Raw genomic sequence first — 13923 nt, forward strand, 5'->3', positions numbered from 1 at the left:
CGGATGGGGCCCGGGCCCGGAACGCGGGCCCAGTTTATAACCTGTGCCCAGGGACGGGGCCCGGGCCCGGTCCGCAGAAAGAGAGGAAGGCTAGCGGCGGGCCTGCTCGTCGAGGTTGTCGATCAGGGCATTGGCGAGGCCGACCAAAATGGCGATCTGGTCTTCGTCGCGCTCGATCCAGCGACATTCGGGTATAGCCGCCACCGGAACGAAGTCGAGGTGTTCTTCCCAGACCAGCAGTGTGCGATCGGCTCCGAGCACATACTGCTGCCACCACACCTGGCGCAGATAGCTGCGCGGAATGCTGCGCCACGGCTTGCTTGTAGTCTTGATCTCGGCCAGGTGCAGGTCACCTCCGACCACGACGCCGACGCCGTCGGGTGTGGCCAGATGTCGTGGATGCGAGAGCGAGCGAAACAGGTTGGTGCTCGGCTCGATGCCATAGTTCTCCAGAACCCAGGCGGCGATGACGGGTTCTCGGGCGCGACCATGGTCGGTGTAGCTGTTGCCGGAAAAGCTCGTACCGTGCATTTTATCGTGCGCGGCGTTCACGATGGATTTCGGGGTCGACAGTTTGGCGACATCCGTTGCGGTGATGCCCTGGTTGCGCGCGCGCAGCCAGGCCACTCGGTCGGTGGAGTCGGCGACGATGCGCAGAGTGTGCGGCGCCGGTGCCGGCAGCACAGTGGATACAGCGGGGTGCGCCGCAGGCTGGTCCAGGTCGAAGAGAGACAGCGTGGAATTTGGCACTCCTCTATTGTGTGCCCGCGGGACCGGTTGGCGCGCCACCGCCACGGGGCGCGGTCCGATTGCCGACCGCACGCGCGGTCGAAGTCACGCCCGTCTGCCGAGCCGAAGTCACGCATCTGCATGCCATGAGAATCGTTATCGCGACGAGATCTGGGGTCGCTAGCCTGAGACGACGGCAACCAATCGGGGGAACAGATGGCGCACCAGCAGTACCCAGTTCGATTCGCGCTCGCCGCAGCCGCCACGGTTGGCCCTGCTGCTCAGCGCATGCGCCGGCCTGCCCGGCTACCCCGCCGCCACCAGCACGCCGGTAGCGCAGCTCGTCGCCGGCATCGACTGCCAGGCGCCCAACCTCAACAGCAACTGGATGGTTTTTCCGGAAGGCGTTCCCACCCAGACCGATCTGACGGCTACGCACCCAGACGCACCGGAGCCGGGCACTGTTCCGGCCGATTTTGAACCGGTCGCCGCGCACGTCTGTACTTTCAAGGGCAGCGTCGTCGATGACCAGGGCCGCTGGGCAGCCGTGACGGTCGAGACCCGCGGCGGCGACTTCGGCCCGCTGTTGTCGGCCCTCGCGCTACCCAGCGACCAGGCTGGGTTTAATCAGGCCTGCACCGCCGACATGGAGTTCGTACCCGAGCTGTGGCTTGAAAACGCCACGGGCGAGGCGATGCGGGCAGCCTGGCCCCGGACCGCCTGCGGCAAGACGAAGCGGGCCACGTGGACAGCGCTTGATCAACTCGAACTGACCGATACGGTGAAACTGCCACTCGTGCTGGAGGTCACCCGACCGGCCCTCGACGCCGGCTGCGTCATGAGCGCTGGCACGCCGGAGCAGTCGCTGCAGTTCGGCGCCACCGGCTTGCAGACCTACACCACCACCGGCGAGGTCGGCGAAGACCTTCTGCCGGTTCCCGTGCCCCCGGCAGAGATTTTGTCCTACGACGGCGTCGACGGCGCGAGCGCCTGCTTCTACACGGTGGACCCAGTCACCGAGCCCGAGCCCGGGGAGCTGAGAGACAGTGAGGGCATGGAATTCAGCGACAACCTGCTGGAGTCCATGCTTACCCTGCAGTTCGGCACATTCGAAAGCGCGACCACCCTTAGAGCGGATGCCGCGGCGCTGCTTGCGGCCGCAGCATCCGCTTTGCCCGCCCCCGCGTGCACGGCCGACCTTACCCGATTCGCGGTGCTCTGGCTCGAGCGGGCCGGCACCCGGCTGGACAGTCCGATCCAGGTTGAGCTCGACGGCTGCCAGCGACTCTTCGTTCCGGCCAGCGAGGCGCTCGTGCCCGCGCCGGCGTTGCTGGCGGTCTTGATCGGCTAAGGAAGACCACAGGCATTCGACGGCGCACTCATTGCGCGTTCATAGGCAACTGCCGGATACTCATCGGAATGAGCACACGTGAGAGCACCCACACCGGCCACGGCCCGCGCCTGACCAAGGCCGACGGCAGTGCCATCCGGGTGCTGGTCGTTGACGACGAACCCACCCTCACCGATCTGCTCTCGATGGCCTTGCGCTACGAAGGCTGGGCGGTGCGCACCGCCGGTGAGGGCAGGCAGGCGCTCACCATCGCCCGCGAATTTCGGCCGGACGCCATCGTGCTCGACATCATGCTGCCCGACATCGATGGGCTGCAGGTGCTGCAACGGGTGCGCGCCGACGGCTATGAGACTCCCGTGCTCTTTCTCACCGCCAAGGACTCGCTCGACGACCGCATCGCCGGGCTCACCGCCGGCGGCGACGACTACGTCACCAAACCGTTCAGTCTCGAGGAGGTCGTTGCCCGGCTGCGCGGTCTCATTCGCCGCTCTGCCCTCGCTGTGGCTGACTCGACCGACCCGCGCATCACCGTCGGGGACCTCACCCTCGACGAAGACAGCTACGAGGTCTTCCGCAAAGGCGAAGCCATCGAGCTGGCCGCGACCGAATTCGAACTGCTGCGCTTTCTCATGCGCAACCCGCGCCGGGTGCTGAGCAAGGCACAGATTCTCGACCGGGTCTGGAGCTACGACTTTGGCGGCAAGTCGAGCGTCGTCGAGATCTACATTTCCTACCTGCGCAAGAAGATCGATGCCGGCCGGGAGCCGATGATCCACACGGTGCGCGGCGCCGGCTACATGCTGAAAACGGCCTGATGACCAAACGGAGGCCGCGCCGCCGACCCCGCTTGCCCTGGACTCTGCAGCGGCGCCTCGTGCTCACCGTCGTCGGGCTGCTCGCCCTCGTGAGCATCACAATCGGCGTGGTGAGCGTGGTCATTCTGCGCGCCTCCCTGCTCGATCGCCTCGACGTGCAGCTCGCGTCGGCCGCTGACCGCTCGGTTGCTGCGCTTAGCGGCGGTGGTGACAACGACGGTGATCGTCTCGGTGACCTGCCGGGGAGCCCCTATTTCGGCACGCCAACGGCCGACAGCATTCTCAGCGGACCCGCCCAGCCGCCGGGGCTGCTCGCCCTCGTCTACGATGGCTCCACCATCACCACCGGCTATACCGACGATCGCAGCGGCGCGATCGAAGCGCTTACCGCCCAGCAGGTGCAGCTTCTCGCCGACCACGTCAACCAGACAGCGCCCGTAACCCTCAATCTCGGCGGCGAGCTCGGTGATTATCGGGTGCAGGCCGAAACGTCCCGTTCCGGCACGCTCTACCTGGTCGGTTTGCCGCTCACCGGAGTGGCGGCGACTGCAGCCCAGCTCGCTGTGATCATCGGTCTGGTCTCGCTGGCCGGGCTCGTTGTGGTCGCCGTTATCGCGGCGTGGGTGGTGCGGCTGGCCCTCCGCCCGCTGCAACGCATGACAGCGACGGCCGCCCGGGTGGCGCAGCTGCCGCTCGACCGCGGCGAGGTGTCCCTCTCCGAGAGGGTTCCGGCCGACGACACCGACCCGCGCACCGAGGTGGGCCGGGTTGGCGCGGCGCTCAACCGCATGCTCGACCATGTGGACCGCGCCCTCGAAGCGCGGCAGGCCAGCGAACGCAAGGTGCGCCAGTTCGTCGCCGACGCGAGCCACGAATTGCGCACGCCATTGGCCTCCATACGTGGCTATTCCGAGCTCACCCGGCGCAGCGGCCAGGAATTACCGCCCGACGCGATCCACGCGCTCGGTCGCATCGAGTCGGAGTCGGTGCGCATGACTGGGCTGGTCGAAGACCTGCTGTTGCTCGCCCGCCTCGACGAGGGCCGCGAACTCGACATGCAGCCGGTGGATCTCACCAGAGTGCTCGTCGACGCCGTCAGCGATGCCCACGCCGCCGGCCGCGATCACGTCTGGAACCTCGAACTGCCCGAAGAACCGATCGAGGCGATCGGCGACGAACCGCGCCTGCGTCAGGTGATCGCCAATCTGCTCGCCAACGCCCGGGTGCACACCCCGGCTGGCACGACCGTTGTGATCGCGCTCGCCGCCGAGGGCAACGGCGTGGTGATAACGGTGACGGATGACGGCCCCGGCATCCCCGAGGGGCTGACGGCCACCCTGTTCGAGCGTTTTGCCCGCGGCGACAGCTCACGTTTTCGCGCAGCCAACGCCGCGGGTGCGCCGAGTACCGGAAGCACCGGCCTCGGTTTGGCCATCGTGGCCGCGGTCCTCGCCGCGCACCACGGCGAGGTCACGGTCGACAGCCGCCCCGGCCAGACAGCCTTCCGCGTCTCGTTGCCCAGGGCCTGACGAGCGGGCCCGACTCGGGTCAGTCGGGAGTGTTCAGCCGGGCGAGCAGCTCGGCAAACCGGGTGAGATCGTCGCCAGACCAGTTCTGCAGGCGGCCGAGCAGGCGTGTCGACTTGCTGGCGCGCACCTCGGCGAGTTTTTTCACGGCCAGGGGGGTGAGCGCGAAGTACTTCACCCGTCCATCGTCGTCGTCGGTCTGCGTCTTGATCAGTCCCAGATCGTGCAGCGCTCTGGCCTGGCGGCTGATGATGCTCTTGTCGACCACCAGATTCTCGGCCAGGGCGCCAGCGTGGGTCGGACCGCAACGCTCGAGCGTGCGCAGGAGCTTGAGCCCGAACGGTTGCAGGGCCGGGTCGATGAACAGGGCAGTGTCGCGCATACTGGCGCGGATGTTCCCCGCCAGCGCCGTCATCTGCTCCTCGACGGCCGCCACGGCAGCATCCGTGGTGATTATGGTCATGATCGAATTTTACCTTCACCCAATTCGGGCGCTGACGCCGGCAGGGCAACAGATGCTGTACTCACGTCGACCAGGATCCGGCCGGTCGAAGGTGAAGCGGTCTGATCGGCAGCAATGCTCCGCTCCCTGTCAATGCCGGTCATGGTGCCCAGCGGAATGTTGGGCAGCAGGGCGATCGCCACGAGAGTGATCACGGCCAACGGCACCATGAGCAGGAACACGTTACCGACTCCGATTCCGTAGGCCGACTCGACGACAACGCGCAGTGCCGCCGGCAGCAGGGACACCTGCGGAATGGTGCCATCGCCGAGGGTCTCGGCGGCGACAGCCTGATTGGCCGGGCTGAGAGCGCCGGTACCGTTGCGGATGTACTGCGCCACCACGGTGCCGAGCACGGAGCCCATCACCGCAACGCCCACCGTGCCGCCGAGGCTGCGGAAAAAGGTGACGGTGCTGGTGGCCACACCCAGGTGGGTGATTTCTACGGTGTTCTGCACGACGAGCACGAGGTTTTGCATGATCATGCCAACGCCGGCGCCGAGGATGAACATGAACACGCCCACGAAGACCAGGCTCGTGTCGTAGCGCAGTGACCCGAGCAGCAGTGAACCGGCCAGCACGAGCGCGCTGCCGGAGACCATGATCGATTTCCACTTGCCGGTGCGGCTGATCAGGTTGCCGAAGAACGTGGAGGAGATCAGCAGCCCGCCCATCATCGGGATGGTCAGCAGGCCGGACTCGGTGGGCGTTGCCCCGCGGGCAAGTTGCATGTACTGGCTGAGAAAAACCGAGGTGCCGAACATGGCGACACCCACCGAGAGGCTCGCGATAACGCCCAGGGTGACGGTGCGATTCTTGAACAGATCGAGCGGAATGATGGGTTCCTTCGCCTTGAACTCCACGAGCACGGCTATGAGCAGCACAATGACCGAGCCGAGCACCATGGCAAATGACGGCAGCGATGCCCACTCGAACGAGTTGCCGGCCAGGGTGACCCAAATCAAGAGGAGCGATACGCCGACGCTGATCAGCACGATGCCCAGGTAGTCGATGCTCACCATGCGCTTGACGCGTTCGGGAAGGTGCAGGGTGACCTGCAACAGGACGATGGCCACGATGGCGACCGGCAGCGCAATGAAGAAGTTCCAGCGCCAGCCGAAGGTATCTGTCACGACGCCGCCGAGCAGGGGCCCGCCGATGGTGCCGAGGGCCATGACTGCGCCGAACAGCCCGGCGTATCGGCCGCGCTCGCGAGGACTGATGATGTCGGCCATGATGATCTGGCTGAGGGCGGCAAGACCGCCGCCGCCGAGCCCCTGCATAATGCGGAACACGATGAGCGTGTCGGTGTTCTGAGCGAATCCGGCCAGGGCTGAGCCGAGCACGAAGACCACCAGTGCAAGCTGAATGAGCAGCTTGCGGTTGAACAGGTCGGCAAACTTGCCCCAGATGGGCGTCGAGACGGCCGTCGCCAGCAGTGTGCTGGTGACGACCCAGGTGTAGGCGGACTGATCGCCTTTGAGGTCGGAAATGATCAGGGGTAACGAAGTGGCGACGACCGTACCGGCCAGAATCGCCACGAACATGCCCAGCAGGAGGCCAGAGAGGGACTCCAAAACCTGGCGATGACTCATTGACCCGTCGGCGTTGGGGGCGTGGCGAACGGATGCTGTGCTGCGGCGAGATGCGCGACTCATGAAACTCCTGCAATTCGTTAACAACGGCCATCCTTACGTAACTAGTAGACCGATGTCAACCATTTGTCATCCGCTTGCGATTTGCACGGTGCTGAACGTTCACCTATGCTGATCTCTAGCCACAGACCGCCGGTTGCTGCGCCATGTTGAAAGACAGAAGTGCAGACGAAGGTTCATTCACGTGAACGGCCCGCGCAGGTGTTCGAAGTTCAGTTACAGTCTTCCTGATTGTTCCCCAAGCTCCGGCGCCCTGCGCTGGAGCTTTTTTCATGTCTGCGCCCCGGGCTACCCGGCACATGATTATTAATGAGGAGCACCATGGCGAACAAGGAAGCAACGGTCGCCGAGCTTACGGAGAAATTCCAGAGCTCGACCGCCGTTCTGCTCACCGAGTACCGCGGTCTCACTGTTGCGCAGCTCAAGAGCCTGCGTACGTCCATCAGTGAGGACGCCACGTACGCCGTGGTAAAGAACACGCTCACCAAGATTGCGGCCAACAAGGCCGGCATCACCTCGTTCGACGAGGAACTTGTCGGTCCGTCCGCTATCGCCTTCGTACACGGAGACCCCGTCGCCGTCGCGAAGACCCTGCGTGCCTTTACCAAGGCAAACCCTCTCCTGGTGGTAAAGGGCGGTTACTTTGACGGTAACCCGCTCACCGCAGCGGAGGTTGGCAAGCTTGCCGACCTCGAGTCCCGCGAGGTGCTGCTGGCCAAGCTGGCCGGCGCCTTCAAGGCATCGCTGTTCGGAGCCGCTTATCTCTTCCAGGCACCGCTGTCGAAGGCTGTTCGCACCATCGACGCGCTGCGTGAGAAGCAGGAGTCCGCGAACTAGGCACCTGCCGCGTTCACGGTTCACGAATTTTTAGAAACTATTAGGAGTACATCATGGCAAAGCTTTCTACTGAAGACCTGCTTGAGCAGTTCAAGGGCCTGACCCTCATCGAGCTCTCCGAGTTCGTCAAGGCGTTCGAGGAGACCTTCGAGGTCACCGCAGCCGCTCCCGTCGCCGCTGCCGGAGCCGCTGGCCCCGCCGCTGCTGCTGAAGAGGTCGAAGAGCAGACCGCGTTCGACGTCATCCTTGACGCCGTCGGCGACAAGAAGATCCAGGTCATCAAGGTTGTGCGCGAGCTCACCAGCCTGGGCCTCGGCGAGGCCAAGGCCGTTGTCGATGGCGCGCCGAAGGCCGTCCTCGAGGGCGTTGCCAAGGACGCTGCCGACAAGGCCAAGGCTTCCCTCGAAGAGGCCGGCGCCACCGTTACCCTCAAGTAATCTGGGCCCCGCGAGGGGTTCTGCTTGAGGCGTAGTCGACCGGCTTCGTGTCGATCATTGCGCAGGGGGCGTCGTTTCCGTAAGGGAACGGCGCCCCCTTTGTCGTACCCGACGATATTCATTCGTAACAGTTGGTTCCCGGTCGGTTACGTGCCCGAGCGTGAATCGGCAGTCACTCGGCCCGTAGGGCGCGAAGGGCGCGCGGCGCACTGGTGCTTGACCGGATGACCAGGCTGGTGGGCAGCACCGCCGACGCGCCAATGCTGCTCCCACTGGCGAGGCCGTCTAGCAGCGTGCGCACGGCAAGTTGGCCCTGGGTGCGCGGATGCTGCGCCAGGGTGGTGAGGCGAAACATCTCGGAGTGCGGGTGTCCGTCGATGCCGATGACGCTGAGCTCGATGGGTACCTCGATGCCCAGCTCGCGGGCCGCCAGGATGAGCCCGAAGGCAATCTCGTCACTCGCCGCGAAGATCGCGGTCGGACGACGGCGAGGATCTCCCAGTATGGCCAGGCCTCTGGCGTACCCACCGGGCGTGGTGAAATCAGAGGAGTAGAAGCATCCGCTGACCGACAGACCGGCTTCCGTCATCGCAGCTTCAAAGCCGCGCAGGCGATTGCTGTGCACTTGAAAGTCCATCTCGTCGGCCTGGCTGCCACCCACGTGCACGATGTCGCGATGCCCGAGACTGAGCAGGTGTTCAGTGGCGAGTCGGGCGGCCGCGACGTCGTCGATCTCTATTGTGGGCACGCCGCGGATGGGCCCGCCGATGCCGACGAGGGGGCGGCGCAGGCGATGCAACTGGTCGACCTCCTGCTCGCTCAGCGCCACGCAGACCGAGATGATGCCGTCGAATCGCTTGCGGGCCAGGAAGAACTCAAAGACCCGGTCGCGCTCAGGGGAAGCGGGCGGCAGGTTGTACAACGTCATGTCGTAGCCGTGCTCGAGCAGGGCTAATTCCAGGCTCTCGAGGACCTCCCCGAAAAACCAGCGGCTGATGTACGGAATGATCACGCCGACACTCTGGGTGCGGCCGGTCACGAGGCTTGCGGCGTTCGGTGATGCCACGTACCCAATTTGCCGGGCAGCAGCGATGACCTTCGCTCGGGTCTCCGTGGAGACATAGCCTCGACCGCTCAGCGCACGGCTGGCCGTGGCTTTGGCCACTCCGGCGAGGCGCGCGACATCGGCGATCGCGCTCATCTCTGCCTCCGTCTATGGTGACTGCTTCTCATACCCTAGCGTGCGTTCGCCAGGCATGGAATCGGTTCCATGATATTCCTTGATTCTCCTGTGACGCAGCGGCTAAACTCTGGTATCGCTTGAAAATTTGGCTCTGACCTTTGCCATTCTGTTACATTTCCGGCCTTGCTATCCCTCTACGGGTAACGTACTTTATGGTCTGGAACCGGTTCCCGAGATTTGATCAAAAGACCTGTTGCAGCGGTTGGTTTCCACCTCGGCAGCGCCAGCTCCATCTACAGCTCAAACGTGTACAACCTGATCCGGCACTACTCAAAGAGGAGAAATAAGATGCGGCCTTCCCTGCACTGTCGAATTACAGCACCGATTGCCATGGCGGCGATTGCTGGTCTGGCCTTAACCGGTTGTTCCGGCGGCCCGGGCGCCACCACCGCCGAGTCCGGCGCCGCGGGAGACGGAGTCGTCACCGTCTACAGCACCATCGCCGACGCCGAAGCCAAGCTCCTCGAAGAGTCCTGGGCTGGCTGGGAGAAAGACAACAAGATCGACATTCAGTACGAATCGTCGAAGGAGTTCGAATCGCAGATCTCCATTCGGGCGCAGGGCGGGAACGCTCCCGATATCGCGATCTTCCCACAGCCTGGCCTCATGAAAGACCTCGCGTCGCGCAAGCTCCTTAAGCCGGCCCCGGCGGCCGTCGAGGCTAATGTTGACAAGAACTGGTCGGCCGACTGGAAGGCCTACGGCACCGTCGACAACACACTGTATGGCGCACCGTTGATGGCCAGCGTCAAGGGTTTCGTCTGGTATTCACCGGCGAAATTCACGGAGTGGGGTGTTGAAGTTCCCACCACGTGGGACGAGCTGCTGGCCGTCACCAAGACCATCCAGGAAAAAACCGGCGCGGATCCCTGGTGCGCAGGCTTCGGCTCCGGCGACGCCACCGGTTGGCCGGGCACCGACTGGGTCGAAGACCTGGTACTACGAGAGGCGGGCGCTGAAACCTACGACAAGTGGGTCGCCAACGAGATTCCCTTCACCGACCCGGCCATCAAGAGTGCCTTTGACTCTGTTGGTGAAATTCTGCTCAACCCGGACTACGTCAACGCCACCTATGGCGATGTCAACTCGATCATCAGCACCCCGTTCGGAGATGTCGCGACCCCCATTTCCAACGGCACCTGCGCAATGACCCACCAGGCGTCCTTCTTCGATGGCTTTATTACGAATGCCGGCGGAACGGTCGGACCGGATGCTGACGTCTGGGCGTTCATCACGCCCTCGGTCAAAGCCGGTGGCCAATCGGTCACCGGTGGTGGCGAAATCGTCGGTGCTTTCTCCGATGACGCCGACACCCAGAAGGTGCTGGAATACCTCTCGAGCGCTGATTGGGCCAACAGCCGGGTCGCTCTCGGTGGTGTGATCAGCGCGAACAAGGGTCTCGATGCGTCGAACGCAAAAAGCCCCATTCTGCAGGAGGCCATCACGATCCTGCAGGACCCGGAAACCACGTTCCGCTTCGACGCTTCCGACCTGATGCCGGGTGCCGTGGGAGCGGGAACGTTCTTCAAGGGCATCGTCAGTTGGGTCAACGGCACACCGACCGACGAGGTGCTCACGAGCATCGAAGCGGGCTGGCCGTCCAGCTAGCTGGAACAGCCATCACTCAGGCATGAAAACGGTGTGCCGTCCGCTTCGAATACCGGGCGGCGCACCGTGCGTGGCAGTTGTGCGTTATCGATACGTTTTCGACGGTTGTCGGGCGAATACCAGGGTTCACTGTCGTACTCGAAAGGTTTCAGATGTCCGCTTTCTTCTCCTGGCTGGCTCAACTACCAGCACTGGCACAAATCCCCATAGTCATCCTGGCGTTCGGTGTCGTTGTTGGTGCCATCTTGTTTTTCGTCGAGATCGCCCCACGCTCCGGCCGGGTCTACACGATCATTCGTCTTGCCGTCTGCATCCTGGCACCGCTGCTCATTCTGTTGGTCGGCAACTCGTACACCTGGGCCATCATCGGTGCCGGAGCACTAGGCCTCGGCTTCTTTTACATCGACTACCGCTCGCGCAAGGGTGCTGGCTACCTGTTCCAGCTGGTCGGTTTTCTCGCCCCGGCCGTGATCCTGCTCGGCATCGGTCTGGTTATTCCGACCATCCAGACCACGGTGCAGGCTTTCATGAGCGCTCGCGCTGACCGGTTCGTGGGCCTTGACAACTTCGTCTGGATCTTCACCCAGCCCGAGAACCTGCGCATCGTCCTCAACACCGTTGTCTGGGTGCTGATCGTTCCGACCATCTCGACCATCGCCGGCCTCGCTTACGCGGTGTTCATCGACAAGAGTCGCGGCGAGAAATATTTCAAGATCCTGGTCTTCATGCCCATGGCCATTTCGCTGGTGGGCGCATCCATCATCTGGCGCTTCGTCTACACGGCCCGGCCGGCCGACCAGGAGCAGATCGGCCTGCTGAACCAGCTCGTGGTCATGTTCGGCGGGCAGCCGGTGGACTTTCTGTCGGTGTCGCCGTTCAACACTCTGTTTCTTATCGTGATTCTGATCTGGGTACAGACCGGGTTCGCCATGGTGGTGCTGTCTGCCGCCATCAAGGGCGTGCCGACCGAGCAAATGGAGGCGGCCGAACTCGACGGCACCAACGCCTGGGAGCAGTTCGTGAACGTGACCGTCCCCGGCATCCGCAGCGCCCTCGTGGTCGTTCTGACGACAATCTCCATCGTGTCGCTCAAGGTCTTCGACATTGTGCGCACCACCACGGCCGGGTCGAATGAGACCAGCGTCGTGGCCAACGAGATGTACACCCAGTTCAAGAACTTCGAGCAGGGCCGGTCAGCCGCCTTTGCCCTGGTGCTGTTCCTGCTGGTACTGCCGATCGTCGTCTACAACGCCCGCCAGATCAAGAAGCAGAGGGAAATTCGATGAGCTCGGTCATGCCCGTAAGACTTCCCGTGGATGCCCAGACCACACGGCGCCTGCGTCGCGGCGTTCGCCGGATGGAGTCGCCCATCGCCCGCAATACCAAGAAGCGGCTCACCAGCCGCGGGGCGACCATCGGGGCGCTCATCATCGCGGTGCTGTGGTCTATTCCCACCCTCGGCCTGTTGGTATCGTCATTCCGGCCGGCGCAGCAGGTGCGCACCACCGGTTGGTGGACTATTTTCACCAACACCGGGGTCACCTTCGACAACTACACCGCGGCGCTTGCTGCCGGCAACAGCCAGCTCAATCTGGCCGGGTCATTCATCAACTCGGTGGCAATCACCCTGCCGGCCACGCTCATTCCGTTGATGATTGCGAGCCTCGCAGCCTATGCCTTCGCCTGGATTGACTTTCGGGGCAAGGACGCCATGTTCATCGGCGTCTTTGCCTTGCAGATCGTGCCGATCCAGATGGCCCTCGTGCCGCTCCTGCAGTTCTTCTCCGGCGGCACTGTCTTTGGCTTCCCGGTCGTCGCGGCGCTCAACCCCGGCAGCGGCTATTCGCAGGTGTGGATCGCGCACACGATGTTCGCTCTTCCACTGGCCATCTACCTGCTGCACAACTTCGTCTCGGAGATACCGAGCGAAGTTATTGAAGCGGCCAGGGTCGACGGCGCTGGCCATGGGCAGATCTTCTTTCGCATCGTGTTGCCGCTGACCATGCCGGCCATAGCGTCGATCGCCATCTTCCAGTTTCTCTGGGTCTGGAACGACCTGCTGGTGGCGCTGATCTTCGCGGACGGCGCGGTCGCTCCGATGACCAAACTGCTCGCCGAACTCTCCGGTGCCCGCGGGCAGGACTGGCATCTGCTGACGGCCGGTGCTTTCCTGTCGATTCTGGTTCCGTTGATCGTATTCTTCTCGCTGCAACGCTTCTTTGTGCGCGGCCTGCTTGCCGGGTCTACGAAGGGGTAGGTGGGACTGCAGTTTTCCGGTGAGTGGTTGCCGGGGGCCGACCCCGGCGGGGTGGCCCTCGGCCGTCATTCCCAGCGCAACGCATTGGCGTTGAGGGAGTTATCGACGACGAGGCGGATGGTGCCGGCGACGTAACGGTCGACTGACCACTCCAGCGGTAGGCCGTCGCGGCTGAAGCTAACGCGCTTGTGCATGAGCAGCGGGGACCCGCGGCGCACATCGAGCAGCCGCGCGTCTTCCGCCCCTGCTGGGCAGGCGGAAAACTGATGCTCCGCGCGGGAGAAAGTGATGTTGGCAGTCGCTGCGAGCCAAGCAGTCACCGACGGGCAGTCGGACGGAATCCGCTCCACCTCGGCGCCGACCGAATCTCGGTAGCGGGTGCGCTCCACCATGATGGCGCTGCCATCGAGCAGACGTACCCGCACAACGCAGAACACGCGAGCGGCCGTCGGTAGCCGAAGTTCCTCGAGGTCGAGCGGCGAAGCGTCCTGCCACCTCGCCGAGATGACGTGGCCGGCTGGAACGCGCCCGCGCGACGACGCCCATTGGGCAAAACTTCGAAATTCTTCGAACGTGGCGGCTACCCGCGGCTCACCGACGACGGTGCGCCGACTGCCACGACGGGAGGCCAGGACCCCCTCGGTTTCGAGTTCGCCCAGTGCCTGCCGGATGGTACCGGGAGCAACGTCGAACTCCTCGGAGAGTTCACGTTCGCTGGGCAACTGACTTCCGCGCTCATAGAAACCCCGGGAAATTGCGCCTCGAAGGGCTTCTGCGATGTCGTGATACCTCGCCACGCCCAACCTCACTCTGTACGGCCGCGCTCTGAGCGCCCGGCCTGGATCACTGTCCAAAGTATTGCGTCACCGCTACGTGCGCAGACCGCACCGGACTCACGCACTGGGGGTTCACCGAGCGTTTACCTACTCGTCACTCAATTTACCCATCCCGGCCCAACTTATC

At 63.8% G+C, this 13923-nt stretch carries 13 protein-coding genes; 8 read left to right on the forward strand and 5 right to left on the reverse strand.

Going from position 1 to position 13923, the window contains the following annotated elements; translation table 11 throughout:
• Positions 1–90: 90 nt before the first annotated feature.
• Positions 91–750 (reverse strand): YqaJ viral recombinase family protein, encoded by a 660-nt coding sequence (locus CXY70_RS11355; protein WP_369852463.1) that lies wholly within the window; start codon positions 748–750, stop codon positions 91–93.
• Between the two features lie 247 nt (positions 751–997).
• On the opposite strand from CXY70_RS11355, the gene CXY70_RS11360 reads away from it, so the two are divergent.
• From CXY70_RS11360 to CXY70_RS11370, 3 genes are all read left to right on the forward strand, one after another.
• Positions 998–2080, forward strand: coding sequence for a hypothetical protein (locus tag CXY70_RS11360; protein ID WP_104192484.1), 1083 nt, complete (start codon positions 998–1000; stop codon positions 2078–2080).
• Between the two features lie 68 nt (positions 2081–2148).
• Positions 2149–2895: a response regulator transcription factor gene (locus tag CXY70_RS11365; RefSeq protein WP_104192485.1), complete on the forward strand. Its 747-nt coding sequence runs from the start codon at positions 2149–2151 to the stop codon at positions 2893–2895.
• Positions 2895–4424, forward strand: coding sequence for a cell wall metabolism sensor histidine kinase WalK (locus tag CXY70_RS11370; protein WP_104192486.1), 1530 nt, complete (start codon positions 2895–2897; stop codon positions 4422–4424). Before CXY70_RS11365 ends, CXY70_RS11370 begins: the two co-directional genes overlap by 1 nt.
• A 19-nt stretch (positions 4425–4443) precedes the next feature.
• Here the strand turns inward: CXY70_RS11370 and CXY70_RS11375 are convergent, their stop codons facing one another.
• Both CXY70_RS11375 and CXY70_RS11380 read right to left on the reverse strand, forming a co-directional pair.
• On the reverse strand, positions 4444–4884 hold the full coding sequence (locus tag CXY70_RS11375; RefSeq protein ID WP_104192487.1) for a MarR family winged helix-turn-helix transcriptional regulator: 441 nt from the start codon (positions 4882–4884) through the stop codon (positions 4444–4446).
• Positions 4881–6518 (reverse strand): MFS transporter, encoded by a 1638-nt coding sequence (locus CXY70_RS11380; RefSeq protein WP_104192616.1) that lies wholly within the window; start codon positions 6516–6518, stop codon positions 4881–4883. The genes CXY70_RS11375 and CXY70_RS11380 overlap by 4 nt, the downstream gene beginning before the upstream one ends.
• Before the next feature lie 381 nt (positions 6519–6899).
• Between CXY70_RS11380 and rplJ the strand changes: the two genes are divergently transcribed.
• Both rplJ and rplL read left to right on the forward strand, forming a co-directional pair.
• The gene (gene rplJ / locus CXY70_RS11385; protein WP_104083138.1) at positions 6900–7415 is read left to right on the forward strand and encodes a 50S ribosomal protein L10; all 516 of its coding nucleotides are present in this window, start codon (positions 6900–6902) and stop codon (positions 7413–7415) included.
• 53 nt (positions 7416–7468) lie between these two features.
• A complete protein-coding gene (gene rplL, locus CXY70_RS11390) occupies positions 7469–7852 on the forward strand; it encodes a 50S ribosomal protein L7/L12 (RefSeq protein ID WP_104192488.1) in 384 nt (127 codons plus the stop codon).
• A gap of 172 nt (positions 7853–8024) precedes the next feature.
• On the opposite strand, the gene CXY70_RS11395 is transcribed toward rplL, so the two are convergent.
• On the reverse strand, positions 8025–9053 hold the full coding sequence (locus CXY70_RS11395; RefSeq protein WP_104192489.1) for a LacI family DNA-binding transcriptional regulator: 1029 nt from the start codon (positions 9051–9053) through the stop codon (positions 8025–8027).
• A gap of 372 nt (positions 9054–9425) precedes the next feature.
• On the opposite strand from CXY70_RS11395, the gene CXY70_RS11400 reads away from it, so the two are divergent.
• The 3 genes from CXY70_RS11400 to CXY70_RS11410 all read left to right on the forward strand — a co-directional run bounded on the left by CXY70_RS11400 (position 9426) and on the right by CXY70_RS11410 (position 12960).
• Positions 9426–10703, forward strand: coding sequence for an ABC transporter substrate-binding protein (locus tag CXY70_RS11400; protein ID WP_233205897.1), 1278 nt, complete (start codon positions 9426–9428; stop codon positions 10701–10703).
• A 152-nt stretch (positions 10704–10855) separates the two neighbouring features.
• Positions 10856–11989, forward strand: a complete 1134-nt coding sequence (locus CXY70_RS11405; protein ID WP_104192491.1) for a carbohydrate ABC transporter permease — start codon at positions 10856–10858, stop codon at positions 11987–11989.
• On the forward strand, positions 11986–12960 hold the full coding sequence (locus CXY70_RS11410) for a carbohydrate ABC transporter permease (RefSeq protein WP_104192492.1): 975 nt from the start codon (positions 11986–11988) through the stop codon (positions 12958–12960). The genes CXY70_RS11405 and CXY70_RS11410 overlap by 4 nt, the downstream gene beginning before the upstream one ends.
• Before the next feature lie 65 nt (positions 12961–13025).
• On the opposite strand, the gene CXY70_RS11415 is transcribed toward CXY70_RS11410, so the two are convergent.
• Complete coding sequence (locus CXY70_RS11415; protein WP_369852467.1) at positions 13026–13769, reverse strand: GntR family transcriptional regulator; 744 nt, start codon at positions 13767–13769, stop codon at positions 13026–13028.
• Positions 13770–13923 lie beyond the last annotated feature (154 nt).

Origin of the sequence: Cryobacterium sp. Y82, assembly GCF_002929495.1 — a bacterium.
GTDB classification, from domain to species: domain Bacteria; phylum Actinomycetota; class Actinomycetes; order Actinomycetales; family Microbacteriaceae; genus Cryobacterium; species Cryobacterium serini.